The 26226-nt window shown below is 49.2% G+C and carries 26 protein-coding genes and 1 pseudogene; 3 read left to right on the top strand and 24 right to left on the bottom strand.

The window, feature by feature from the left end; all coding sequences use genetic code 11:
• Positions 1–13: 13 nt before the first annotated feature.
• Positions 14–1243, bottom strand: coding sequence for an NAD-dependent epimerase/dehydratase family protein (locus BTJ40_RS21955; RefSeq protein ID WP_108735082.1), 1230 nt, complete (start codon positions 1241–1243; stop codon positions 14–16).
• Between the two features lie 414 nt (positions 1244–1657).
• On the opposite strand from BTJ40_RS21955, the gene BTJ40_RS21960 reads away from it, so the two are divergent.
• Together BTJ40_RS21960 and BTJ40_RS21965 are read left to right on the top strand one after the other, a co-directional pair.
• The gene (locus tag BTJ40_RS21960; protein ID WP_108735083.1) at positions 1658–3004 is read left to right on the top strand and encodes a methyltransferase; all 1347 of its coding nucleotides are present in this window, start codon (positions 1658–1660) and stop codon (positions 3002–3004) included.
• Between the two features lie 719 nt (positions 3005–3723).
• Positions 3724–4533, top strand: a complete 810-nt coding sequence (locus BTJ40_RS21965; RefSeq protein WP_108735084.1) for a right-handed parallel beta-helix repeat-containing protein — start codon at positions 3724–3726, stop codon at positions 4531–4533.
• A 135-nt stretch (positions 4534–4668) separates the two neighbouring features.
• Here the strand turns inward: BTJ40_RS21965 and BTJ40_RS21970 are convergent.
• The 4 genes and pseudogenes from BTJ40_RS21970 to BTJ40_RS21980 all read right to left on the bottom strand — a co-directional run.
• A pseudogene (locus tag BTJ40_RS21970) lies at positions 4669–4968 on the bottom strand (integrase core domain-containing protein); the annotation flags it as partial.
• Positions 4969–5182: 214 nt separating this feature from the next.
• Complete coding sequence (locus BTJ40_RS22640) at positions 5183–5386, bottom strand: hypothetical protein (RefSeq protein ID WP_202862842.1); 204 nt, start codon at positions 5384–5386, stop codon at positions 5183–5185.
• Complete coding sequence (locus BTJ40_RS23220; RefSeq protein WP_202862924.1) at positions 5353–5643, bottom strand: glutathione S-transferase family protein; 291 nt, start codon at positions 5641–5643, stop codon at positions 5353–5355. The genes BTJ40_RS22640 and BTJ40_RS23220 overlap by 34 nt, the downstream gene beginning before the upstream one ends.
• A 232-nt stretch (positions 5644–5875) precedes the next feature.
• On the bottom strand, positions 5876–6304 hold the full coding sequence (locus BTJ40_RS21980; RefSeq protein WP_108735085.1) for a VOC family protein: 429 nt from the start codon (positions 6302–6304) through the stop codon (positions 5876–5878).
• A 237-nt stretch (positions 6305–6541) separates the two neighbouring features.
• On the opposite strand from BTJ40_RS21980, the gene guaD reads away from it, so the two are divergent.
• Positions 6542–7936 (top strand): guanine deaminase, encoded by a 1395-nt coding sequence (guaD, locus tag BTJ40_RS21985; protein WP_202862843.1) that lies wholly within the window; start codon positions 6542–6544, stop codon positions 7934–7936.
• A 1-nt stretch (position 7937) separates the two neighbouring features.
• On the opposite strand, the gene BTJ40_RS21990 is transcribed toward guaD, so the two are convergent.
• The 19 genes from BTJ40_RS21990 to rpmH form a co-directional block, all read right to left on the bottom strand.
• Positions 7938–8924, bottom strand: coding sequence for a hypothetical protein (locus BTJ40_RS21990; RefSeq protein ID WP_108735086.1), 987 nt, complete (start codon positions 8922–8924; stop codon positions 7938–7940).
• A gap of 181 nt (positions 8925–9105) precedes the next feature.
• Positions 9106–9525 carry a F0F1 ATP synthase subunit epsilon gene (locus tag BTJ40_RS21995; protein ID WP_108735087.1) on the bottom strand — a complete coding sequence of 140 codons (420 nt, stop codon included), beginning with the start codon at positions 9523–9525 and terminating at the stop codon, positions 9106–9108.
• A gap of 18 nt (positions 9526–9543) precedes the next feature.
• On the bottom strand, positions 9544–10947 hold the full coding sequence (gene atpD / locus BTJ40_RS22000; RefSeq protein WP_108735088.1) for a F0F1 ATP synthase subunit beta: 1404 nt from the start codon (positions 10945–10947) through the stop codon (positions 9544–9546).
• Between the two features lie 59 nt (positions 10948–11006).
• Positions 11007–11867, bottom strand: a complete 861-nt coding sequence (gene atpG, locus BTJ40_RS22005) for a F0F1 ATP synthase subunit gamma (protein WP_108735089.1) — start codon at positions 11865–11867, stop codon at positions 11007–11009.
• A 77-nt stretch (positions 11868–11944) separates the two neighbouring features.
• Positions 11945–13489, bottom strand: coding sequence for a F0F1 ATP synthase subunit alpha (gene atpA / locus BTJ40_RS22010; protein WP_108735090.1), 1545 nt, complete (start codon positions 13487–13489; stop codon positions 11945–11947).
• Positions 13490–13537: 48 nt separating this feature from the next.
• Positions 13538–14074 carry a F0F1 ATP synthase subunit delta gene (locus tag BTJ40_RS22015; protein WP_108735091.1) on the bottom strand — a complete coding sequence of 179 codons (537 nt, stop codon included), beginning with the start codon at positions 14072–14074 and terminating at the stop codon, positions 13538–13540.
• Between the two features lie 12 nt (positions 14075–14086).
• The gene (locus BTJ40_RS22020; RefSeq protein ID WP_108735092.1) at positions 14087–14557 is read right to left on the bottom strand and encodes a F0F1 ATP synthase subunit B; all 471 of its coding nucleotides are present in this window, start codon (positions 14555–14557) and stop codon (positions 14087–14089) included.
• Positions 14558–14609: 52 nt separating this feature from the next.
• Entirely contained in the window at positions 14610–14855 is a 246-nt protein-coding gene (gene atpE, locus BTJ40_RS22025) for a F0F1 ATP synthase subunit C (RefSeq protein WP_020413895.1), read from the bottom strand.
• Positions 14856–14914: 59 nt separating this feature from the next.
• Positions 14915–15841 (bottom strand): F0F1 ATP synthase subunit A, encoded by a 927-nt coding sequence (gene atpB, locus BTJ40_RS22030; RefSeq protein ID WP_108735093.1) that lies wholly within the window; start codon positions 15839–15841, stop codon positions 14915–14917.
• 45 nt (positions 15842–15886) lie between these two features.
• A complete protein-coding gene (locus BTJ40_RS22035; RefSeq protein ID WP_108735094.1) occupies positions 15887–16249 on the bottom strand; it encodes an ATP synthase subunit I in 363 nt (120 codons plus the stop codon).
• A gap of 201 nt (positions 16250–16450) precedes the next feature.
• Positions 16451–17353 carry a ParB/RepB/Spo0J family partition protein gene (locus BTJ40_RS22040; protein WP_108735095.1) on the bottom strand — a complete coding sequence of 301 codons (903 nt, stop codon included), beginning with the start codon at positions 17351–17353 and terminating at the stop codon, positions 16451–16453.
• Positions 17354–17365: 12 nt separating this feature from the next.
• Positions 17366–18175 (bottom strand): ParA family protein, encoded by an 810-nt coding sequence (locus BTJ40_RS22045; protein WP_020413891.1) that lies wholly within the window; start codon positions 18173–18175, stop codon positions 17366–17368.
• 126 nt (positions 18176–18301) lie between these two features.
• On the bottom strand, positions 18302–18931 hold the full coding sequence (rsmG, locus tag BTJ40_RS22050; protein WP_108735096.1) for a 16S rRNA (guanine(527)-N(7))-methyltransferase RsmG: 630 nt from the start codon (positions 18929–18931) through the stop codon (positions 18302–18304).
• A gap of 85 nt (positions 18932–19016) precedes the next feature.
• Positions 19017–20906 carry a tRNA uridine-5-carboxymethylaminomethyl(34) synthesis enzyme MnmG gene (gene mnmG, locus BTJ40_RS22055; RefSeq protein ID WP_108735097.1) on the bottom strand — a complete coding sequence of 630 codons (1890 nt, stop codon included), beginning with the start codon at positions 20904–20906 and terminating at the stop codon, positions 19017–19019.
• A gap of 892 nt (positions 20907–21798) precedes the next feature.
• A complete protein-coding gene (gene mnmE, locus BTJ40_RS22060) occupies positions 21799–23175 on the bottom strand; it encodes a tRNA uridine-5-carboxymethylaminomethyl(34) synthesis GTPase MnmE (protein WP_108735098.1) in 1377 nt (458 codons plus the stop codon).
• Between the two features lie 79 nt (positions 23176–23254).
• Complete coding sequence (gene yidC, locus BTJ40_RS22065; RefSeq protein WP_192879364.1) at positions 23255–24925, bottom strand: membrane protein insertase YidC; 1671 nt, start codon at positions 24923–24925, stop codon at positions 23255–23257.
• 8 nt (positions 24926–24933) lie between these two features.
• A complete protein-coding gene (gene yidD / locus BTJ40_RS22070) occupies positions 24934–25167 on the bottom strand; it encodes a membrane protein insertion efficiency factor YidD (protein ID WP_108735100.1) in 234 nt (77 codons plus the stop codon).
• Positions 25164–25550, bottom strand: coding sequence for a ribonuclease P protein component (rnpA, locus tag BTJ40_RS22075; protein WP_108735101.1), 387 nt, complete (start codon positions 25548–25550; stop codon positions 25164–25166). Before rnpA ends, yidD begins: the two co-directional genes overlap by 4 nt.
• Positions 25551–25579: 29 nt before the next feature.
• Entirely contained in the window at positions 25580–25714 is a 135-nt protein-coding gene (rpmH, locus tag BTJ40_RS22080; RefSeq protein ID WP_020413885.1) for a 50S ribosomal protein L34, read from the bottom strand.
• Between the last annotated feature and the right edge of the window lie 512 nt (positions 25715–26226).

Raw genomic sequence — 26226 nt, forward strand, 5'->3', positions numbered from 1 at the left:
CGGAAGTCACCCATTAAGAAATGGTTGCGACAACTTCATTAGTTTTTTCTCGATAGGGTATATCGGCAAATTTATTGGATTTGGTCCAATAGGAGACACAAGGTATTTTAGAGTGATCAGCCCTATCCTTATACTGCATCGTTATATCAGTGATTTCTTTAAGAAGGCTATCTTTAATTAGAATAGGCTTCCAACCAAACGAACGAAGCAAATCATTTTTTACATTCAGATCATTTCTCTCTGCTTCTTTTCTTGGATTTGGTAGATAACTAATATCACAATCTGTCAGTAATTGAACTAACTCAGCCAGCTCCGAGAGTGTTTGTGTCTCTGCCATCTGATTTAGTATCATAGGACGTTCACCTGATGCAGGAGGGTGAAGCAGAGCCTGCTCCACACATTTACAAGTATCAGATATATGTATAAATGCACGAGTTTGTCCGCCAGTCCCATGTACAGTAAGCGGAAAACCTACAGTAGCCTGCATAAGAAACCTATTCAGGACTGTCCCGTAGTCTCCATCGTAATCAAATCGATTTATCAGGCGCTCATCTAAACGAGTAAGTTCGGTCTGGGTCCCCCAAACTATACCCTGGTGGAGGTCAGTTATACGAAGTCCATCATTCTTCGCATAGTATTGAAACATCTGGGAGTCCATCGTTTTGGTCATGTGATAAATAGAGCCGGGATTAGGCGGATAGACAATAGAGTCTGAGATTTGACGATTATCAATTGTCTCTATTTTTACATCCAGATACCCTTCAGGTATTGGGATAGGCTCTTCATGACCGTAGCCATATACCCCCATTGTGCCAAGGTGAACTAAATGTATATCCAGATGAGTTTCAACTATCGCATTAAGTATATTATGGGTACCACAAATGTTATTATAGATTGTATAATTTTTTGTTGCACTGCTTTTCATTGAGTATGGAGCAGCGCGTTGCTCTCCAAAATGAATGATAGTGTCAGGTTTTTCTTCCCTTATCAGATTTACTAGATCATTAAACTCCAGAGAAATATTCATCTCCACGAAACGAATATCTTTTCCTGTTAACTCAAACCAAGTGTCTATACGTTCTTTTAGCTCACGTATCGGCGTTAATGATCCTACATTGAGTTCAATATCAATTTTTCTTCTAGAAAAATCATCAATAATAATTACCTCATGACCTAGATTACTCAGATGTAAAGAGGTTGGCCATCCACAAAATCCATCGCCACCAACTATTATCAGTTTCAAGGATTACCCCCCATAAATTTTACTGATCAGATTACTGTCAGATCAATTTTTAAAAATTAGATGTTATCTTCAACCAAGAGCTTCTTTAATGGATAACGTGAAGTTTACAAAATTCAATTTATAACACAGGCTCCAATGGTTTACAGACTATACAAGTTAGTATCTGCGCCAACTTTCGCTAGCTATATCTTAAATAGTCTTGACAGAGAAAGTAAATTTATTATCTGATAGCTTTAACTTCACATTTTTGAGTAATTTATTCGATGATAAATATTCAGTGTAAGTTGCGGGCATGCACACAATAATAAGCAAGATTATTATATTTGATGTAAATAAAGAGCCATGGCACCTAATTGCTGCATGCAAGTCAATATCCACGCCAAAAAACCTGTTTACTATTACTTGGAAAATTGAATGTCTACTTTAGAAACCAATCAGCTAGATAGTTTTGAACAAGGTAAACAGGCTGCATTAGCTGGAGAGATAGACTTGGCAAGAGAGTTGTTACGCCCCATATCCAACCTCAATCCGTTCCATCCAGCGACATACTTTCTTTGCTATGCCGAATCAAAAAATGGATCAATTCTTAATTGTGATAAATATGTTCTGACATTTATATCTAGATACCCACACCATGTGGGGATGAGAATTATCTCCACTATGCTAAATATTGCTAAGGGAGATATCGATCAAGCTGAAAAAGATATAAAAATCGCTCTTAAATATAATCCTGAACACAAACGAGCATTAAAATTATTTGATCAGGTCAAAATAATGCGCATTGAAAAAAATGCCAGAGAGGCGATTGAAATATTAGACACCTCGCGTTCACACCCTGCCTTTTCAAGGCTGTCCAGATCAAAAGCAGCAAAACAATTAAAAAAGATTAAACCTCTGGAAGATTGGGATAACAACGAGCTTCAAGCTAAGATCGCATTTTTTCATAACTGCTCTAATATACGCCATGCACTAAAGAATTTTAATTCTGATCTTATTACCAGTGCGGTTGAGCTCGGTTATTGTTCTTGGCCAAAGAAATTACATAAATATGTACAAGGGTGCAATGTATTAGATGTAGGCTGTGGCTTTGGTGGCTATGCGATGGGTTATCTCTGCGCGGGGGCAAATAGTTATACTGGAGTTGATCCTGCTATGGTGTTGGATTCCAGGCGAGTTCGTAATAAGCGTATTAGGAAATGGGTAAATGCGCCAATGTCAGGACAGGATATAATAGATTTAATTCCAGATATTGATTTGCACCAGTGTTCCACACGAGACCTAGTTGGTGTAAAAACCTTTGATACTGTTTGCCTTCATAACGTTACAGAGCATCTATTAGAAATTGAGGATGTATTTGAAGATATTGCTGGGCTGCTGACAAAGGGTGGAAAAATTATATTTTTACACCATAACTTTTATGGTTGGAGTGGCCATCATATGCCACCTCATAACCTATCAGTTTTGGATGAGAATAACCCTGATCACCTTAAGTTTTGTGACTGGAACCATATTAATATTTTTCAACAATTACCGCATGATCACTACTTACATACCCATCTCAATCGCATTCGTATTGATGAATTGCGCTCACTAACACGAAAATACTTTAATATTGATACCTGGGAACTCCAGCCTTCTCACGATAATATTATGCAACGTCTAACTCCGGAGATAAAAACCAGAGCAAGAGAAGAAATTCCTGACATTACGTTGGATGAAATGAAAACCAATGTGGTTTTCTGTGTAGCTTATGCAAAATAAATAATTACTTTTGTTCTATCGGAGTTACCTAATGTACGAGATTGATAGTAAGCGTAACATAAACTACATACTTCATTAAATGCAACGGCTCGTGTACCACTTACCGTAATTCATTGGCTATACAAGGTGTTTCAAAAAAATGAACAATGTCATTGCATAATTGGAAGCCAGTTTTAAAAATATTTATGCTCGAGTTTGGTTAGCGACTCATTGCTTACCAATAACCGACTGGCATGGGTAGTTACACTGAATCATTTACACTCTTAAAATATACCAAATTTGGATATTTTGTAGCTGATCATTATTTCGCTGCTTGCTAGATGGAAATGTAACTACAGTGGGAATGTTTGGCATGTAAGTATTTATTGGGGGTCTCTTTTTTCGTTGTGAAAAATAGTGTGTGTGAAGGTTCGTATTTTCACGCCACTGTGCTTTATCTTTTATGACCTGGACAGAGGTTTCCTATATGTACTTATGCTTAATTCTACCTTCCTAATTTCTTTGATGTCAGGCATTCTAATTGCCTGGGCCATTTGCAAAATAGTTGATGATTGTAAGGGCGCCTGTTGTATGGTTGAATATTATAATCATTTGTAGCTCTACTTGATTTGCTGAAATTTTTTGGAATTCCTTTAGCCCTTTTGCGGGCCTAGGCCAAGCTCTCTTTGGTTTACGGCTTGACCATCTTCGTTATAAACTCAAAACGAAAGGAATATAGTATGAAAAATTTGAATGTTAATCTCTTGAAGGCATTGCTCCTGGCTGCTATAGGAGTTGTCAGTCTTTCTTTATCGGGTATGGCATCAGCTGTCAGCTGTGGAGATACTATCACTACGCCAAGTACTTTAACTGCCGCTCTTTCTTGTACGGAAAACCCTGCGGTGACTGTTGAGGGTGCTGGGAGCTTGGACTTAAATGGTTACAGCATTACCTGTACTAATGGATCAGGTATAGGAATAAAAGTGCTTGGTGCGGGCAGGATCATTAACGACTCAGTTGGAGGAAATTTCATAAAGAATTGTGACACAGGGGTGTTCGTGGACGGAATCGGAGGCCATATAATACAAAATGTAAATGCTTTAGAAAACCTTACATCAGGGTTTGCTCTTGTAAGTAACGGCAACCTACTTGAGTCGTCTACCGCAGATAGTAATGATGGGATAGGTGTGCGTATGTTAGGTATTGGAAATCAGGTCAGAAATTCTATAATCACTTTTAACACACTGCAAGGGGTTAGGGTTGCCGGGAATAGCAGTATAGTGTTACTAAATGATATTAGTTTAAACGATGCAAGCGGAGTTGTAATTGCCGATGCAAATAGTAGTTTAATTTCGAGCAATACAGCAAATGACAATGGAACGAATGGGATTTTGTTGCAGGACTTTAGCCAGGTGGGAAATGTTATTGTAGGAAACGATGCGACGGGTAATGCTGGAAATGACTTGGTCGATCAAAATCTTATTCCTTGCATCACTAATATATGGGTTCTAAACACTTTTGACGATTCTAATGACGCTTGCATTAACTAGAGTATAAGCACTTTGAATTGGACCTATATAGCTGAGTAGTTCGTAATATGCAGGCTCATTAAAATCTAAGATGTAGTGGTTCAGGCTTGCTCTGACAGTTACCAGTTTTTCAGAAGGTGTTCTTTCAGGTCAAATTCAGTTTACGGGTTTTTCCTTCCAGATCCTTTTTGCATCTCCAGGTGTTGCGATCGGTGTGCGGTCGCAACACTTTTAACCCTCATGGGTACGGTAATTATTGTAATATGTGAGCCATTCGTCCAGATCCTTTTGTAATTCTTCTCTTGACCCATAGATCTTGCGGCGCAATGAAGGCTGATAGAACTCTTGTAGAATGGTTTTATGGAAGTGCTCACAGATGCCATGCCTGGCTTTTGCCCTGGTGTGTTCTATTTCGTTCACACTCATATATAACTGGTAGTCGTGCTGCTCCAGTCTTTTGTTTGATGATGCGATCTTTTGTATAGATCATGGGGTTTATCCTTGGTTTTGATTTTAGGTTTAGGCACCTTCATCAAAACCGGTAAACCCCTCTTTTTCAAGAGAATGTGTCAGATTTGGTCTGAACTAATCCAGGTAAAATTTAAGTATGAAGTAAAAGGTCAGATATTCACTGCTCTAACCTTTCATTATTTATCTAGCAACTATTGCTTTAAACAGAATTAGTTTCTTTTATAAGAGTTTCATCAAGTTCTTGTGCTCGTTTGAATGCTTGTCGCTGAAATAACCGAGCAACATACTCTTGATCTCCTTCACGATTATCTATAGTAAAACGTTTCCCAGCAATATAAGGGTTTGACTTAATTGCGATAGATAGTACATCTAAGGCAAGTTTATAATTTCCATAACCCAGCATTTGCTGTTTTCTTTAGCCGCTTCTTCACCAAATATGCTTTTATTTACTATGACAGATTCCAGTGGTCCAGCGGAGTAGAACATCCACCGATAGTAGTTTGCGCGCTCTTCACTATTTTTAAGGGATAGACCGAAATCAGGAAATACATCTGCCAGATATACACATATTACAGCGGCTTCAGTAACTATCTTATTATTGTGTATTAGCGTGGGAATTTTTCCCATAGGATTTATCGCAAGGTAACTAGGCGATTTAATTTCTTCGCCATACTCAAGTAATTTTGTTTGGTAAGGTACTGAATGTTGTGGTCAACTCCAACCGGACACTGCAACCTCTCGATTGCGGATTAGTATAAAATATAATCTCGTTAGCCATTCCTAGATCTCGAAGTTAACTTGAGATTTAAATTTTAAGAGTGAATTAATAACCTATGCGAGAGATTTATATGTCAAAGTGGATTATAGGGTAACTATTATTTAATTCGAGATATCACTCAGCTAATTCAACAGTAATATTCTCAGGTCCCAGTAGAAACGCCAGTTTTTTATTTTGATACTCTAATATGCCACTCCTTGGTTTGAGACCATGTTTCGATAAATACTCTAATGTGTCCTTCAGATTATCTACTTTCAAACAAAGATGGTTATAACCAGGTCTCGATAAGTCTTGAATTGATGGATTTGACTCAACTTTTGGGTTTCGATAATGAAGTAACTGTATTTCAAATTTTGGTGAACACTCCTTTAAAACCATTGTAAAGTGATCAGCCTTTACATTATCGACTTGAAGATATCGCGATGCTTTTTCTCCAGATAATAAATTTTTGATTAACAGTTCAAATCCCAGCAACTCAAAAAAACAAACAGCTTCCTCTAAATTAGTAACAACTACTGTTACATGATCTGGATTTCTAAACATTCAATTGGTGCTCTTAATCTAAACACAGCTAAAAGTTTAGCGGTGATTTTTTAACTTTGTAAAAAAAACGAAATAAAAAACTTAGTTGACTTTATTAACCTGTGAATTTTCACTAAATAAACAGCTGGAATTTTTTTTATATTTAACTATATCTGAAAAATAGTGGCATAAACTTGTCATATTAATCATCAAGTGCTACATATATAGGTTTGCTTATCGTTTTAATGGAGTGAACAAGTGGTCATACATTTCCCCTCAAACCTCAATAGTAAACCCTTACTTGTAAAATTATTTTTATTTTTTACAGCTCTTAGTAACTTTGTTTATGCTGAGACTACTATTTATCAAGGAGACCTGCTTCATTTTATTAATGATCCAGCAGAGACAGATAACTCCCATCAATATATTAAAGATGGTGGGCTAATTGTCAAAGATGGAAAATTTGCGGGGATAGTTTCAGCTGAAGAAATTTTATCTAATCACAGAAATACAAAGATTATAGATTATCGAGGGAAATTAATTCTTCCCGGATTTATAGATTCTCATATTCACTATCCACAAACCGGGATGATCGCATCTCATGGTGAGCAATTATTAGATTGGCTTAAAGAATACACTTTTCCAACTGAAAGAAAATTTTCCGAAAAGGACTATGCAAAAGAAGTTGCAGAGTTCTTTATTGAGCAATTACAAAAAAATGGCACAACTTCAGCTCTGGTATTTGGTACGGTTCATCCGGAATCTGTAGATGCACTTTTTGAAGTCGCTCAGCGCGAGAACATGCGGTTAATTGCGGGTAAAGTTTTAATGGATCGTAATGCACCTGAGTACCTGCGAGATACGCCTGAAAGTGCATATACCGATAGCAAAAATCTGATTGAGAGGTGGCATAATAAGGACCGACTGGGCTATGCCATTACTCCCAGATTTGCTCCGACAAGCACTCCAAAGCAACTAATGCAAGCAGCTAAGCTCCTGGATGAATATCCCGATGTATATATGCATACTCATGTTTCTGAAAATAAAGATGAAATCAATTGGGTTAAATCACTGTTCCCACAAGCTCAAAGCTACCTTGATGTTTATAATCTGTATGGCCTGAATCGCGATCACTCTATATTTGCTCATGGTATCTATCTTGATGATCGAGAAATGAAGAGCATGGCTATGGTTGGTAGCGCACTCGCTTTTTGCCCAACTTCTAACCTATTTTTGGGAAGCGGTTTGTTTTCACTAACCAGAGCAGAAGAAACAAAAGTAGACGTAGGCCTGGGAACCGATGTAGGTGCCGGTACCAGCTTCTCAATGTTAGAGACTATGGGTGATGCCTATAAGGTAATTCAGCTACAGAAATCCACTGGCACAAATATTAAAGTAAAAACACTCTCGCCACTCAAAGCATTCTATCTTGCAACTTTAGGATCTGCCAAAACACTGGATATCGATGATAAAGTAGGTAACTTTGAGATAGGTAAGGAAGCAGACTTTATTGTTATTGATTTAGAAGCCACTGATTTAATGAAATTTAGAATGGAGTCTGCGAAATCACTTGAAGAAAAGCTATTTGCACTTCAAGTACTAGGCGATGATCGGGCTATACACAGCACCTACATAATGGGCGAAAAAAAATAGTTTATCTAGATTTTGATATCGCGTGACCTATTTTTCGATATTCTTCCTGTACTCGATCCAGGTTGTCAACCCCAAGGTAGTAGTCACCATTACCGAAAATACTTTCCCAAACAAAAGGGTAAATGGCGATAATCTTGGGGTTTGCTCTGGCAAAATCATAAGCCTGTCTTGCCTGACTAATCAATTGTGATTCTGAAATACTACCGAAGCCTCTATTCGATGTCTTGAATGCTCTTGGTATTAAGTAATAATTAACATCCAAATGGGATGTTTTTATCATTAGCTTTTCTACCAGTTGTTGTTGAAAATTGTCTCCTACATAGTAATTTACAGCAAATAAATTATATTTTTTAGGAATTATTTTCTTGAACTTTGACTTCCTAACCGTTTCATTCATAAATGTAATTGCTCTTTTTGCTTTTGGAAAGCTCTCTTTAACTAATTGAGCAATTTCCTCAAGGTAGAGCTTTAGCGTTAGATTACTTAATTTTGAGCGATGAAACGGTTCATCCAGTGGATCGAAGGCCATAATAATGTCACTAAATGGCTCCAACCGTTTCTTCGCTATTTCCCAGCGCTCCAAATAATCCGCTCGTTTCCTATAGGTAGGATAACCATCAAAAAATATCGGAGCTAATTGTACCCATACCTTTAATCCATGGCTCCTTGCGGCCCTCATAATATCTATTTCATTGTAATAGACGTCAACAAAAGTCGTAAATTGAGACACCTCAGCAATTTCATCTATTGTCCATCCGGAATGAAAGAAGCCAAATTCCACCAGATGTTCAGGCACAGTATTTCCTGGATCCACATATGTAACTGAAGTAATACTTCCATGAATTAGCAGAGCTTTTGGGGGTTCTAGATTTTCAGCTGTAGTAGGTTTTTTACTGGCTTTAATAGAGGCCATAGCCACTGCGCTAGGGGTAGCTAGCAGATGGGAGAACGTGAAAAGTAAATAAGCGACAGTTAACATCCATTTCATAGTTGAAAACTTCTTCAATCCATAAACATACAACCATCACTTGTAACTATAGTCATTAGAAGGTTCGTGCAGGGTAGGGGTGATGATAGGCTTTGGGAAATTTTTCCAGAGAAATAAAAAAAGCAGCCGAAGCTGCTTTTTTGTCGCCTGGAAACAGGCCTTACGAGAAGGTAAAAACTGTTTACTTACCGGCCGCCTTGCGGATTGCCTGCAGGGTACGCAGACGCGCTTCGGCTTCGGCCAGCTGGGCTGAGATGCGCGCGTAGTCGACTTCAGACGGTGCCTTGTGCAGGGCATGTTCCGCTTCTTCGCGGGCCTTCTGCGCGGCGTCTTCATCGATCTCACGTTCGGCTACATCGGCGAGGATAGTCACCATATTAGGTTGTACCTCGGCGTAGCCACCGCTGACGAACAGTACTTCCTCTTCACCACCGGGCTTGATGATGCGCACCGGACCGGCTTTCAGAGCGGTGAGCAACTGGGCGTGACCGTAGGAGAGACCCAGCTCACCCTCGATACCACTCACAATCACCATCTCTACCAGTCCGGAGAAGAGAGACTGCTCGGCGCTGACAATGTCACAATGTACTGTCATGGCCATAGTATATGCCTCTCTCGATTAGCCCTTGGCTTTGTTGGCTTTTTCCACAGCTTCGTCGATGGTTCCCACCATGTAGAAGGCCTGTTCCGGCATGTGGTCATATTCACCGTTCAGGATGCCCTGGAAGCCACGGATGGTTTCTTTCAGGGAAACGTATTTACCTGGTGCACCGGTGAAGATTTCCGCAACGTGGAACGGCTGGGACAGGAAGCGTTCGATCTTACGGGCGCGGGCTACGGTCTGCTTGTCTTCTTCAGACAGCTCGTCCATACCCAGGATCGCGATGATGTCCTTCAGCTCTTTGTAGCGCTGCAGTACAGACTGTACGCCGCGAGCCACTTCGTAGTGCTCCTGACCGATTACCTGCGGGTCCAGCTGACGAGAGGTGGAGTCCAGCGGGTCAACAGCCGGGTAGATACCTTTAGCGGCGATATCACGGCTCAGTACTACGGTGGAGTCCAAGTGCGCGAAGGTGGTCGCCGGAGACGGGTCAGTCAAGTCATCCGCCGGTACGTATACCGCCTGGATAGAGGTGATAGAGCCAGTCTTGGTGGAGGTAATACGCTCCTGCAGAACGCCCATTTCTTCCGCCAGGGTCGGCTGGTAACCTACCGCAGAAGGCATACGGCCCAGCAGTGCGGATACTTCGGTACCGGCCAGGGTGTAGCGGTAGATGTTGTCGACGAACAACAGTACGTCTTTGCCTTCATCACGGAATTTCTCCGCCATGGTCAGGCCGGTCAGGGCTACGCGCAGACGGTTGCCGGGCGGCTCATTCATCTGGCCGTAAACCATCGCCACTTTGGAGTTGGCTTTGTTTTCCAGGTCGACAACGCCGGATTCAGCCATCTCGTAGTAGAAGTCGTTACCTTCACGGGTACGCTCACCAACACCTGCGAACACGGACAGACCGGAGTGCTCGGTAGCGATGTTGTTGATCAGTTCCATCATGTTTACGGTTTTACCTACACCGGCACCACCGAACAGACCAACCTTACCACCCTTGGCGAACGGGCAAACCAGGTCAATTACCTTAATGCCGGTTTCCAGCAGCTCGGTAGAGCTGGACTGCTCTTCGTAGGTCGGTGCAGCGCGGTGGATAGAGGAGCGCTCTTTCTCACCGATAGGGCCACACTCGTCAATCGGGTTGCCGAGCACGTCCATGATGCGACCGAGGGTTTCCAGGCCAACCGGTACAGAAACCGGAGCGCCGGTATTGCGCACGGACAGACCGCGGCTGATACCTTCGGATGAACCCATGGCAATAGCGCGTACCACGCCGTCACCCAACTGCTGCTGCACTTCCATGGTGAGGTTCTTGTCCTCAACCACCAGTGCGTCGTATACATTCGGAACAGAATCGCGTGGGAATTCCACGTCGATGACCGCTCCGATCACTTGCACAATTTGCCCGTTACTCATTTCCGGATCCTCAGCTTTAAATTCTTTCTAGGCTGACCATTACTGGTAGGGGCAGCGGATTAAACCGCCGCCGCACCGCCGACAATTTCGGACAGTTCCTGGGTAATGGCCGCCTGGCGCGCCTTGTTGTAGACAAGCTGCAACTGATCGATCAGCTCACCGGCGTTATCGGTGGCGCTCTTCATCGCGATCATACGCGCTGCCTGTTCACAGGCTTTGTTTTCAACTACTGCCTGGTATACCTGGGACTCGATGTAGCGAGCCAGCAATCCATCCAGCAATTCAACCGGATCCGGCTCGTAGAGGTAGTCCCACTCGTGCATGAGTTTTTCATCTTCGTCCTTCGGCAGCGGCAGCAATTGCTCAACCTGCGGCTTCTGGGACATGGTGTTGATAAACTCATTGGATACCAGGAACAGGCGATCGATATCGCCTTGTGCGTAACGGTCCAGCATTACCTTAACTGAGCCAATCAGCTGGTTGGCCTGGGGCGCATCGCCCAGATCGCGCACCGCTGCGACAACCTTGCTGCCGATGGCATTAAAGAAACTGGCCGCCTTGTTACCTACCGCGCAGACTTCGACGTCGACACCCTTCTCGGACCACGCCTGCATCTCGCGAATAGCGGCTTTGAACATATTGACGTTCAAGCCACCACAGAGTCCGCGGTCAGTGGATACCAGGATAAACCCGACCCGCTTGGCCTCGCGCTCTTGCAGGTAAATATGCTGGTACTCGGCCGAAGCGTTGGCGACGTGGCCGATCACTGCGCGTATGCGCTGGGCGTAGGGACGCCCCAGTGCCATGCGATCCTGAGCCCTGCGCATCTTACTGGCTGCAACCATTTCCATTGCGGCAGTAATTTTCTGCGTGCTCTTGATGCTGGCAATTTTTGTGCGTACTTCTTTTCCGCCTGCCATAGTGATTTACCTTGTTCGCTGGAAGTTAGATTCCGAAAGAGCGGACACGCCGCTCTTTCGCGCTCTCCAGGGAGTTCTTACCAGCTGCTAGTAGCGACGAACTTCTCGATAGCGGCTTTGAAAGCTGCGTCGATTTCGTCGTTGTAGTTACCAGTGCTGTTCACTTTCTCCATCAGCTCTGCGTGTTCGCTGTTCATATAAGCGAGCAGGGCGGCTTCGAAATCGAGAACCTTGGCAACTTCTACTTCTTTCAGGTAACCCTTGTCGGCGGCGTAAACGGAAACAGCCATGTCCGCGATAGACAGCGGAGAGTACTGTTTCTGCTTCATCAGCTCGGTTACGCGCTCACCGTGATCCAGCTGGGCTTTGGTAGCTTCATCCAGGTCAGAGGCAAACTGGGAGAATGCCGCCAGTTCGCGGTACTGAGCCAGAGCGGTACGGATACCACCGGACAGCTTCTTGATCACCTTGGTCTGCGCTGCACCACCTACACGGGATACCGAGATACCCGGGTTGATCGCTGGGCGGATACCGGAGTTGAACAGATCGGTCTCGAGGAAGATCTGGCCGTCGGTAATGGAAATCACGTTGGTCGGTACGAACGCAGATACGTCACCGGCCTGGGTTTCGATGATCGGCAGGGCGGTCAGAGAGCCGGTCTTTCCTTTCACTTCACCGTTGGTGAACTTCTCTACGTAGTCGGCGTTTACACGCGCGGCGCGCTCCAGCAGACGGGAGTGCAAGTAGAAAACGTCACCGGGGTAGGCTTCACGTCCAGGCGGACGCTTCAGCAACAGGGAGATCTGACGGTAGGCCCAAGCCTGCTTGGTCAGGTCATCGTATACGATCAGGGCGTCTTCACCGCGGTCGCGGAAGTACTCACCCATGGTACAGCCCACGTAGGGAGCCAGGAACTGCATCGCTGCCGGATCGGCGGCGCCAGCGGCTACTACGATGGTGTGATCCATAGCGCCGTGCTCTTCGAGCTTGCGCACTACGTTGGCAATAGAGGACTGCTTCTGGCCCACGGCAACGTAGACACACTTAACGCCGGTGCCTTTCTGGTTGATGATGGCGTCGATCGCCACAGCAGTCTTACCAATCTGACGGTCACCGATGATCAGCTCACGCTGGCCACGGCCAATCGGGATCATGGTATCAACCGCTTTCAAACCGGTTTGTACAGGCTGGTCAACGGACTGACGGGCAATAACGCCAGGCGCTACTTTTTCTACCGCGTCGGTCAGCTTGTTGTTCAGCGGGCCCTTGCCGTCGATCGGGTTACCCAGCGCATCTACAACGCGGCCGAGCAGTTCCGGACCAACGGGGGTTTCCAGGATACGGCCGGTGCAACGGCACTTCTGGCCTTCAGCCAGCGCCTTGTAGTCGCCCAGGATTACAGCACCAACGGAGTCGCGCTCCAGGTTCAGCGCCATACCGTAAACGCCGCCTTCGAACTCGATCATCTCGCCGTACATCACATCGGCCAGGCCGTGGATGCGGATGATGCCGTCGGATACGGAAACAATGGTGCCCTCATTTTGGGCTTCAGTGCTCACATCGAGATTTTCGATGCGGCTCTTGATGATTTCACTGATCTCAGAGGGATTCAGTTGCTGCATGCTCTGTTCCTCAAGTCCCCGCCGGCTAACGCCAACGGGGAGAGTAATTTAGGAGTTCATCGCCTCGGCGAGCTTGGCCAGACGGCCGCGTACGGTACCGTCGATGACTGTATCACCGGCGCGGATGATCGCGCCGCCCAGCAGGCTCTCGTCCACCGAGCTGTGCAGATGTATTTCGCGTTCAAACTTCGCGCTGAGCTTTTGGCCCAGTGCTTGCGCCTGTGCATCGCTCAAGGCGTGCGCGGAAACAACTTCCACCTCGAGGGTGGCTTCCGCTTGCGCTTTCAGCTCTTCGAACAGTTCGGAAATTTCCGGCAGCAGCTGCAGGCGGTTGTTTTCCGCCAGCAACCGGATGAAGTTCCTTCCGTGCTCGCCGAGTTCGTCTGAACAGATCGACAGGAATTTATCTGCGCGCTCTTCACTGGTGAGCTGGGGATTATCCAGCAGCTCACGCACTTTTTCGTTCTGGCTGACCGCTGCCGCAGTGCTCAGCGCAGTGCTCCAACCACCTAAGTGGGAGGCTTCCTGCGCATAAGAGAATGCAGCTTTAGCGTAGGGCCGGGCCAGTGTGCTGAGTTCCGCCATGGGGTTCCTCGCTTACAGCTCGGCTGCCAGTTTATCGATCAGGTCGTCGTGCGCCTTAGCGTCGATATTGACCGCGAGAATCTTCTCCGCACCCAGGACAGACAGGTCTGCCACACGGCTGCGCAGTTGCTCTTTAGCGCGATTCACTTCCTGGTCGATCTCAGCTTTGGCCGCAGCTTTCAGGCGATCGCCTTCAGACTGAGCCGCTTGCTTGGCTTCATCGAGAATCTGGTTGGCGCGCTTGTTGGCACCATCGATAATCTCGTTAGCCTGATCTTTGGCTTCCTTCAACTGCTCGGCAGCTTTGCGCTTGGCCAGTTCCAGATCTTTCTGCGCGTGTTCAGCGTCAGCGAGACCATCTGCGATCTTCTGCTCACGTTCTTTCATCACGCCCAAAAGCGGCGGCCAAACAAACTTCCAGCAAAACCAGACGAAAAACAGGAAAGTAATCGACTGGCCGATTAGAGTCAGGTTGATATTCACTCCGACACCTCTTGCTCTTTAAATAGGGTTAAGGGCAATTGGAACGGCGTAATTAAACCAGACCAGGAGCTACGGCGAAGATCAGGTACATAGCGATACCAACACCGATCATCGGAACCGCGTCAAGCAGACCAGCCATCAGGAACATTTTGCCCTGCAGAGCCGGAGCCTGTTCAGGCTGACGAGCGGAACCTTCCAGCAGCTTGCCACCCAGAGTACCGAAACCGATAGCGGTGCCCAGGGCGCCCAGACCGATCAGCAGTGCACTTGCGATGTAAACCAGACCTAATGCTTCCATTGTGTTCTCCAAATCAAAGTTAAAGAGTTGTTGTAAAGGTCGAAAAAAGGGTTAAAAACTTATTGATCGTGCTCGTGCTCATCGTCGCGATGGTGCGCCATCGCCATGTACACGGTGCTCAATACCATAAATACGAACGCCTGCAGGGTAATTACCAGTACGTGGAAAATGGCCCAGCCCATGTGCAGGAGGCCCGCACCGATAAAGCCGAGAACACCAACACCAAAGACAATTGCGATCAGGATAAAGATCATTTCACCGGCGTAGAGGTTTCCGAACAGACGCAGCCCCAGAGAAATCGGCTTGGCGACCAAAGAAACGGCTTCCAGTATGAAGTTCACCGGGATCAGCAGGACATCGAAGAACCACTTGCCGGTATGGAATGGGTGCAAGGTCAGCTCTTTGATAAATCCGAGTGCGCCTTTTTCACGGATACTGAAAAAGATCATCAAAACGAATACCGCCAGCGCCATGCCCAGGGTGGCATTGGGGTCAGTCGTGGGCACGACTTTAAAGAAGATATGCTCGTTACCGGAGATTTTCGCAGCCAATTGCGGCAGCCAATCCACGGGTACCAGGTCCATCAGGTTCATCAGGAATACCCACACAAAGATGGTGAGAGCCATGGGGGCCACCATACTGTTGCGGTGTGGAAAGCTCTCCTTAACCAGCTTGTCGATAAACTCCGTCACCAGCTCCACAAAGCTCTGGAAGCCGGAGGGTCTGTCCACACTGGCTTTCTTCGCTGCGCGAGCGAACAGAAAACAGAAAACAAGACCCAGCCCGATAGCCCAGCCCAGAGTGTCCACGTGCACGGCCCAAAAGCCCATATCCGTGGCTTCCTGAGAGGAATGTGCCATAGTCCAGGTAGACTCATTCAGCACAGTGCCATCGGCGCGGGTGTACCCGGCCGGCAGCTTGCCGTAGGTCATGTTTTGCAGGTGGTGTTGGATATATTCCGTCGCGGTTTGAGCTTCGCCTGCCATAATTCCTCAACAATCGTAAAAGTAAGAATTCTTTTTTTGTCCCGGCTAGCGGACCATGCGCGCTACCAAAATCCACTGCACGATTACACAGAGGGCGTAGCTGATAAAAAGCGCCGCGGCATTGAGTGGTTTGACGGTGGCAAACACCGCTGCAAAACCAGCCATGGTCAATATAAATTTGCCGGTTTCCGCGCGGTAGAAGTTGCCTACCACACGAGGGGCCGCGCGCGCGCCGCTGTCGCGAAAGGCGCGCCTGCCAAAATATGCTCCAGGCAGTGCACATAGGGCACCACCAATAAATACGGAAAGCGCCGTCACCGGTTTGCCACTCAAGTGCAGTACCGCACTGGCCACCGATACCAGCAAAAGCTGTACCGCGGCTATTCGTAATACCGGGGGTTTTGTCATAGACGGGATAAGCCGACTTTTTTACGCTGTCCGCCCAAAATTTGGGCGTGCGAATTATGCGGCAACAGCATCGCCGATTCAACCGGCAAATGTCGTCAACTTATTTGATTTTCAGGAGGTTTTGCACGGAATTACTCGCCGCAGTGAGTATTTGCCAACAGTTATTGCGCGCGCCACTAGGACGCGCATTTCCCTGTGGCCTTAGTCCTCGGCGTAACCCAGGTGGGCGAGGATTCCATCCAGCTCTTCCAGAGTGGTGTATTTGAGTACCAGACGGCCGTTGCCTTTATCGTTGTGATCGATAGACACGGGCACTCCGACTTTTTCTGCCAGGCGCTCAGTAAGGCGGCGGATATTGGGGTCGGGCTTCGGTTTTTCCGGTGCAGGGGCAGCCGGCTGCTGTAAACGGCGCACCAGCGCCTCTGTCTGGCGCACGGTAAAGCTGCGCTCGACCACCTGGCGCGCAGCGGAGCGCTGGGTGGCACCGGATAGGCCGAGCAGGGCTTTGGCGTGCCCCAACTCCAGATCGCCACGCTCCAGGAAAGTCCGCACTTCTTCACTGAGGCTTAACAGTCGCAGCAGGTTGGTTACTGCAGTACGGGATTTACCCACTGCATCGGCCACTTCCTGCTGGGTCAGCTTGAACTCATCCTGCAGACGCTTGAGAGCTACAGCTTCCTCTATCGGATTCAGGTCTTCGCGCTGGATATTTTCAATCAGCGCCATAGCGATGGCAGCTTCATCGGAAACGCTGCGCACCAGTGCCGGCACTTTCTCCAGTCCCGCCAATTGGGCTGCGCGCCAGCGCCGCTCACCGGCGATGATTTCATAACTCTGTTCACCGATACCGCGCACGACGATAGGCTGCATAATGCCCTGGGCGCGTATCGAGTCCGCCAGCTCTTGCAAGGATTCCTGTGGAAAATCCCGGCGTGGCTGGTAGCGGCCGCGCTGCAAAAACTCTATCGGCAACTCCTTCAACTCACCGTCGACCACGGCGGTTTCTGTTTCAGCTTCACCGGTAGCCTCGGCGATCGCGGTGCTGTTTTTATTGCTGATCAGGTGGGATAAACCCCGGCCCAGTCCTTTGCGTTTGGCGGCCATAGTAATTACCCCTTATACGGCTTCCGCCACAGGGCGGCTTTTCTTATTGGAAGATTGATTGGCGGGATGGCGGCGATTGATTTCGCAAGCCAGTGCCAGGTAGGCAATAGCCCCTTTCGAGTGGCGGTCGTAATCCAGCGCCGGCTTGCCGAAGCTGGGAGCCTCTGCCAAACGGACATTGCGCGGGATACAGGTTCGATACAGGCGATCGCCGAAAAACTCCTGCAACTGCGCCGACACTTCGCTGGTGAGGCTGTTGCGCGGATCGTACATGGTGCGCAAGATGCCCTCGATTTTCAGGTCCGGATTGGCGGCCTGCTGGATCTGGGTGATGGTATCCACCAGTGCTGATAACCCCTCCAGGGCATAGTATTCACACTGCATGGGAATCAATACGCCGTGAGCTGCACAGAGGGCGTTTACCGTCAGCATATTCAACGATGGCGGACAGTCGATAATCACGTAGTCGTAACGATTACTCACCGCAGCCAGGGCGCGGCGCAGGCGGGATTCGCGCCCCTCCAGATTCAGCAACTCCACCTCTGCCGCAGACAGATCACCGTTGCCCGGGATCAAATCAAAACCGCTCTCTGTGGATACAATGGCCTGCTCAACGGGTAATTCAGCGGCCAGCACATCGTAACCGGACACCTCCAGGTCACTTTTATCCACACCACTGCCCATGGTGGCATTGCCCTGGGGGTCCAGGTCGATCAGCAATACGCGCCGCTTGTTGGCAACCAAAGATGCGGCCAGATTGACGCAGGTAGTGGTCTTGCCAACCCCGCCTTTCTGGTTGGCCACAGCAAATATCTTGCTCAAGATTCTTGTCCTTTGTTGTTTCCGGGTGCGTTTGCCCCGACGCCGGCTCGGCTTCGGGCGGCGGCTGTTGTGCCCCACGACAGGGGAGCAGGATTGGGCGGGCGACAAACCCGCCAAACTATCATCTTATTCTGTGCGACAGAGCTGAATCATATGTCGCTCACCGTCGCAGCCGGGCACCGACAACCGGTGCACCTGCTCGACCTTAATGCCTTTTGGCAGAGCGCTCAACTCATCCTCAGGCAGCTTGCCCTTCATGGCATAAAAACGACCCTTGGGTGCCAACATGTGCTCACTGCCATTGACCATATCTTCGATGGAGGCAAAGGCGCGGGACACCACACCGGCAAAAGGCTGTTCTGGCACAAAGGCTTCTACCCGCTCATTGACTACCGTGATATTGGGCAGGGGCAGGGTGCTGGCCACTTGGAACAGGAAGCGGGTCTTCTTGCCATTGCTGTCGAGCAGGGTGATGGCGCGCTCCGGATGCACAATTGCCAGGGGAATTCCAGGCAGGCCGCCACCGCTACCCACATCAATTAAAGAGCCTTCGCCACAGAGATTTACCACACTGAGGCTGTCGATAATATGGCGCTCCAGCATCTGCTCTGGGTCGCGTATGGCGGACAGGTTGTAGGCACTGTTCCAGCGGGCAAAAAGCGCTAGGTATTCCAGTAGCTGATCCTGCTGCCGGTCACTGAGTACCACCGACATCTGTGCCGCCGCCTCTAACAGGCGCGGACGAAACTGTTCCATTGAGTGAGAAATGGGTCTATCCCCCAGTAGTCCCGCGAAACTCAAACCCCGCAGGGCCTCGCGGGATACCCTGTGGAAAACCGATTTATACCGCTTTTTTACGCTTCAGCAGCCCGCGCTTTTTCAACTGAATCAGCAGCAGGGATATGGATGCGGGCGTCACACCCGGTATCCGCGAGGCCCGCGCCAGGGTATCCGGGCGGGTCTCTCCCAGCTTTTGCTTAACCTCATTGGACAGACCAGAAATATCGCTGTAGTCGAAGTCCGCTGGGATCGGGGTATCTTCGTAGGCCTGCAAGCGCTCAATTTCCTCGCGCTGGCGATCGATATAGCCGGCGTACTTGGCCGAAATTTCAACCTGTTCGGCAACCTGCTCGTCGGTTACCGCTTCCCCTTTGAGGCCCGCCACATCCTGATAGCCCAGTTCCGGACGGCGCAGCAGGTCCATCAGGCTGTATTCCCGCGCCAATGGCTGCGGCAATTTGGTTTCTACAGAGGCGGCCTGGGGCGTCTTTGGGTGCACCCAGGTATCTTGTAGTCGCTGGGTTTCCCGAGCGATCGCCTCGCGCTTTTCACTGAACGCTGCCCAGCGGGTATCGTCGACCAGGCCCAATTCGCGACCTTTTTCGGTCAGGCGCAGGTCAGCATTGTCCTCACGGAGCAGCAAGCGATATTCTGCACGGCTGGTAAACATTCGGTAGGGCTCTTTGGTGCCACTGGTGATCAAATCATCCACAAGCACGCCCAGGTAGGCTTCATCCCGGCGCGGGGACCAGGCTTCGCGCTCTTGAGCCTGCAGGGCGGCGTTGGCGCCAGCCAGAAGTCCCTGGGCGGCCGCTTCTTCGTAGCCGGTGGTGCCATTGATCTGGCCGGCAAAGTAGAGCCCCTGGATAAATTTGGTTTGCAGGGACGGCAATAGGTCGCGCGGGTCAAAGAAATCGTACTCAATCGCATAGCCAGGGCGAGTGATATGTGCCTTTTCAAAGCCTTTGATGGAGTGCACCAGCTCAATCTGTACGTCGAAGGGCAGACTGGTGGAAATACCATTGGGGTACAGCTCGTTGGTAGTCAGCCCTTCCGGCTCGATAAACACCTGGTGGCTATCTTTGTCCGCAAAACGGTGCACCTTGTCCTCGATGGAAGGACAGTAGCGCGGGCCAATCCCCTCAATCACGCCGGAGTACATGGGCGAGCGGTCGAGCCCGCCCTGGATAATTTCGTGGGTGCGGGCATTGGTGTGGGTAATCCAGCAGCAGACCTGGCGCGGGTGTTGATCGCGGCTACCCAAATAAGACATCACCGGTGTGGGGCTATCTCCCCACTGTTCCTCCAGCTCACTGAAATCTACTGAGCGGGCATCAATACGGGGAGGGGTACCGGTTTTCAGACGGTCGACGCGGAAAGGCAACTCGCGCAGACGATCCGCCAGGGCAATCGAGGGCGGATCTCCCGCGCGGCCGCCGGCATGGTTATCCAGGCCAATATGGATACGCCCACCGAGGAAAGTCCCGGCGGTCAGCACTACGGTCTTGGCGCGAAAGCACACTCCGGCATTGGTGACAACGCCAACAACCCGTTCACCTTCGACAATCAGATCATCCGCCGCTTGCTGGAAGATCTCCAGATTTTCCTGCCCCTCCAGAATGGAGCGGATCGCAGCGCGATACAGGGCTCTATCGGCCTGGGCCCGAGTTGCCCTTACTGCGGGGCCTTTGCGGGCATTGAGGACCCGGAACTGAATTCCGCCCAGGTCTGTTGCCGTTGCCATAGCGCCACCGAGGGCATCGACCTCCTTCACCAGATGACTCTTGCCGATACCGCCGATCGCTGGGTTGCAGGACATTTGCCCAAGCGTCTCGATATTGTGGGTCAGCAGCAGAGTGGAAGCTCCCATACGTGCCGCTGCCAGTGAGGCTTCGGTACCTGCGTGGCCTCCGCCGATCACGATCACATCATAGGTCTTAGGGAATTCCATAGTGGCTGCTACTGGTTACAACTGGGGGCGCACATTTTATAGGCAGTAGGTGTGAGTCAGCAATTGGCTACAAGCATATTCCTGCACTCTAGTTGGTAGAGGCTTGAAAAGCTGTAAAAACGGAGACTATCCAGTCCCATGCAGATCGGGCTCTTTCTCTAAAGAAACCTTCTTGAGCTAGCCTCAGAGGAAATCATTTTTTTGGACTCTCTTAAGTTTATATAAATGAATAAATGTATTTCTTAGAGAGAGGTTTTTGATTTAGTTATTTTTATTAGTGCCCGGCAAATCATGTATAAGCGAAAAAAAGGCATATAAATCAACAGGTTGCGTTGATGAAAACATGGGCAATAACCCCTTGGCTGAAGGGGGGGCAACCCCGGTAGACAATTGTGGAAAGCAGGGACAACTTTGCGCGCCTAGCGCTGGCGGGAAAGTTATCATCATAACGTTCGTTGCTTACGCAGGTGTTTATCCCCTTTTTTACTCACACCTGGCAATTTCAGGTTTTAGCTTGTGTGTAGAAGGTAATAAGACTTGGGGGTTAATTGTGTGTAAGGATGAATATTGTATAAGTCTGTGAATTTCGTTGCTGAATCTATGTGATTTATAGGTGATTGAAGCAATTGAAAAGATATCCACGGGAAATCCCCGTGGACATGTATAACTCTATCGACGCCATATCTTATTTTGCCGAGCTTTTTGCCAGATTTTTTCGCGAGTCTATTTAATAAGATCGGGAAAAAATGGGGACTTAATTTACCGGACCTGAAAGTCGGGGTTAAGCCTGTGTAAAAGAAGTGAGAAATATGTTGGGAAGCTGGAAGGAGAGAAGCGAGGGAGGATAAAATTGCCTCCCCCTTGGGATAACTTGGAAGTTGGGCTGGGGAGTTTACTTACCGATACAAAAACTGCCGAAGATTTTGCCGAGTAATTCGTCGGCACTGACGGTGCCAGTAATTTCCCCCAGAGACTGCTGGGCCTGGCGCAAGTCTTCGGCGAGCAGTTCGCCTGCACCGCTAGTGTGAAGTTGCCGCTGGCCCTGATGTATAAAAGCTTGTGCCCGGCCAAGTGCGTCCAGGTGCCGACGCCTGGCACTGAATGTTCCCTCTCCAGCACCGCTGAAACCAATACTCTGTTTTAAATGCTCTTTTAACGCATCGAGTCCGGCACCTGTTTTTGCACTGATGGCAATCACAGGCACGCCTTCAGTATGTGCCTGAAATCCAGCGCTGTAGTCGGTGAGGTCAATCTTATTCAGTACCAAGGTCAGTTTGTTGAGATCTTTCAGCTGACTGGTAAATTCTGGCCAAACTTGTGTGGGGTCCAGGGAGTGGAGCTGCTCTGCATCCATGACAAGTAGTACCCGGTCTGCGCCGTGGATTTCCTCCCAGGCGCGTTCGATACCAATTTGCTCAACTCTATCCGGGGCATCTCTTAATCCCGCAGTATCGGCAAACTGGAGGGGCATACCGTCGATATGAATATGTTCACGCAGGATATCCCGAGTGGTACCGGCGATATCGGTGACAATAGCGGCGTCGTGTCCGGCCAGTGTGTTGAGAAGGCTGGATTTCCCCGCATTGGGGCGGCCTGCGATAGCAACTCGCATTCCCTCGCGCATTATCGCGCCCTGACGCGCCTGGGTTTCCACACCCACCATTTGTGCCAGTAGGGTCTCTATATCGGCTGCCACTTTGCCATCGGCGAGGAAGTCGATTTCCTCTTCGGGGAAATCAATGGCGGCCTCCACGTAGATACGCAGGTGGGTAAGGTTTTCCACCAGGTCTTCGATTTTCTCGGAAAACGCGCCCTGCAGTGAACGCATGGCATTTCGCGCTGCCTGGGCACTGCCGGCGTCGATTAAATCGGCGATTGCTTCGGCCTGAGTTAAATCCATTTTGTCGTTGAGGAAAGCCCGCTCGGAGAATTCTCCGGGCCGGGCTTGTCGAGCGCCCAACTCTATAGCGGCTTGAAGTAACTGATCGAGAATTACCGGACCGCCGTGTCCCTGGAGCTCCACCACATCCTCCCCGGTAAAGGAGTTGGGACCGGGGAAAAAGAGCGCCAATCCCTGGTCGATTAACTGCTCTTTGTGGGTAAAGTTCCGGTAGTGGGCAGAGCGGGGTTGGAGGGATTTCTCCCCGCAGACTTGTTGGGCAATTTGCAGGGCTCTTGTGCCCGACAGTCGGATAACGCCGATACCGCCGCGCCCGGGCGCGGTGGCAACAGCGGCAATAGTGTCGCGATTGAGGCTTTCTTGTGTCATCGGCTGAGTTTACTCGACAGAACGGAAAAGGGCCGCATTTGCGGCCCTTGTTTATTGTGTTGCTGCAGATCGGTACTGGTTAGTACTTACCGGCATCCACCTGTTTATTGATATACCAGGTTTGCGCAATGGTAATCAGGTTGTTGGCGATCCAGTACAGAACCAGACCCGCTGGGAACCACAGGAAGAACACTGTCATCATCACCGGCATCAGCTGCATGATGCGGGCTTGGGTTGGGTCGGTGGGTGCCGGGTTCAGCTTTTGCATAAACCACATAGACAGGCCCATCAATACCGGCAGGATAAAGTAGGGGTCCTTCGCCGATAGATCGTGAATCCAGAAGATCCAGGGCGCGTGGCGCAGCTCAACGGTTTCGGTAAGCATCCAGTAGAGCGCGATAAATACCGGCATCTGCAACAGGATCGGCAGACAGCCACCCATCGGATTGATCTTTTCGCGGCGGTAGAGTTTCATCGTCTCTTCCGCCAGCTTTTGCCGGTTATCCTTGTACTGCTCCTGCAGCTTTTTCATCTGCGGCGCAAACTTGCGCATACGCGCCATGGACTTGGTGCCAGCGGCGGACAGAGGTAGAAGCAGCGTTTTGATAAATACGGTGAGCAGGATGATCGCCCAGCCCCAGTTGCTGACAATATGTTCCTGGATAAAGTGCAGGACACCGAACAGTGGTTTTGCGATCCACCAGAGCCAGCCGTAATCGACGGTCAGGTCGAGGCCGGGGGAGATTTCTTCCAGACGGTAGACATCTTTCGGGCCAGCGTAGAAAGAAGCGCTCAGCTCGCCTTGGGTGGCAGCGGGGATTTGCACTTGAGGTGCGGTAAAGCCCATGCGGAAGAGGCCGTTGGAAAGCTCTTTTAATTCAAAGGTATTGCGCTCGTCTTGGGGGGGAACCCAGGCACTGATAAAGTAGTGCTGAACCATAGCTACCCAGCCACCTTCGATAGTTTCGCGGGTGGGGCTTTCAGCGATTTCCTCGAAATCCTGCTTGAAGTAGTTCTTTTCGTTGGTGCGGATGGCAGCGCCTAGGAAAGGCGACATGCCGAAACCGGTGTCGGTTACGGGTTCACTGGCGTCGCGCTTAATCTGACCAAACATGGCCGCAGACCAGGGCTTGTCGCTGGTGTTATCCACCAGGTAGGCCACTTGGATCAGGTAGTCTCCACGATTGAAGGTGAAGCGCTTGGTGATATTGGCGCCGTCCTGTTGCAGAGTCAGGTCTACTATCAGAGTATCGTCGCCCTCAACCATCGCATATTCAGTTTTTGCCACCTTGAAAACTGGGCGGCCAGCGGCGCTGTCGGTTCCGTTTCTACCGATAAGGCCGCTCTGGGCAATATAGGTATGGTTGCGGGTCTGGTTCAACAGGATCAGGGGTTGGTCCGGGGTATCCAACTTCTCTTGATAGTTGCGCAGTGCCACTTTGACGATATCGCCGCCGCGAGGATTGATGAGCAGATCAAAAACATCGGTGGTAACACTGATCAGCTTGTTCTCAGTACTGCTGCCTTCATCGGAAGCGGGCACCTGGGTGCGAAGTTGGGGAACATCACTGTCGCCGGTGCTCGCGGGTGTTTCGCTGGGTATTTGGCTGACAGTCTCGCCGCCAGTCTGTACGACGGTTTCGCGGTCGAGTTCAGGAGTGTGTTGCTCTTGAAATGCATTCCACTGGAAGATAAGTGCCAGGAGAACCGCGAGAATTCCGCCGAGCAGCGTATAGCGTTGCCAATCCATCTTAATACCTAGAGCGTGTTCTTGTGTCTGGTAGGGGGAACCGGGTCCAATCCACCAGGGTGCCAGGGGTGGCATTTTATAAGGCGGCGCAGAGTTAAATAACCCCCTTTTATCGCTCCATGGGTTTCAATGGCCTCTTCAGAGTACCGGGAGCAAGTGGGGTAGAAGCGACATTGGTTGCCTACCCAAGGGCTGGCCAGGTAGCGGTATACATGGATCAGCTTGATCAGTATCCACTTCATGATCGGGGTTGCGGCTGTCGAGCCCGCTTGGCCAGTTTACGCCAGAGTTTATTCAGTACTTTCGCCAACTCGGCCTTATCCAGATCTGCGACCCCAGGGCGCGCCAGAACCACGGCATCCAGCGGCGGCAAATCATATTGCTGCAGGCGGAAGGTTTCCCGGGTTATACGCTTGATTTGATTGCGGTCGGAGGCGTTGCGTACATGCTTCTTGGCAATAACGAGACCGAGACGCGGGTGTTCCAAAGAGTTGGGACGAGCGAGGATCAACAGATGAGGGTGTGCGGCGCGCACCTGGTTTTCATTGAATACCAAGCGATACTGCGCCGCATTGAGCAGGCGCAGCGTCTTGGCAAATCCGAAGCTGCTGCGCACCTGCTGCATAAAGAGATATCTCTAAAAGGGAAGAGATCTTATGCAGACAGTACTTTGCGGCCTTTAGCGCGACGGCGGGCCAGAATCTTACGGCCGTTTTTGGTTGCCATGCGAGCGCGGAAACCGTGAGTGCGCTTGCGCTTCAAGTTGCTTGGTTGAAATGTGCGTTTCATAGTCTTGCTACCTGAGACTTTGTGTTCAAAATTTCTCGGGACCTTTCCCGGCCGCGGCCTGGACTCCGGTCCGGCACAAAGCCGGTGCAGACGGAGCTACGCGCTGCGAAGGCCGCGGATTGTATAGAAAGCCAGCGGTGAAAGCAACGCGCTGAACAGGGAAATTCTTTTTCTAGCGGTATGAGTCCGCTGTAATTTTTTACGCCAACTAAAGAAGTCGTTGAGTCATCAGGGGTATCTCTGGATGCCCACTGATTGACCCCAAGATATCCACAGTATTCTGTGTATAACTTTTACTGGAATTACATTGCAGCTGTTTAATTCTTATCCAAATCGTTGATTGTGTGGATCTTTTTACGCTATTTTTTCAACAGATACGGTCTTTCTTGTGGATAACATTGAGGTGGAAAGGTATACTGCGCCGATCTTATTTGACGGCCTCGGGTGATTCCTTACCCGACCTTACCGTCTCTCCTTGGTCTTACCATTTTGGGGTTTTTTGGGGGGGTTTC

The sequence above is a fragment of the Microbulbifer sp. A4B17 genome (assembly GCF_003076275.1).
GTDB lineage: Bacteria > Pseudomonadota > Gammaproteobacteria > Pseudomonadales > Cellvibrionaceae > Microbulbifer.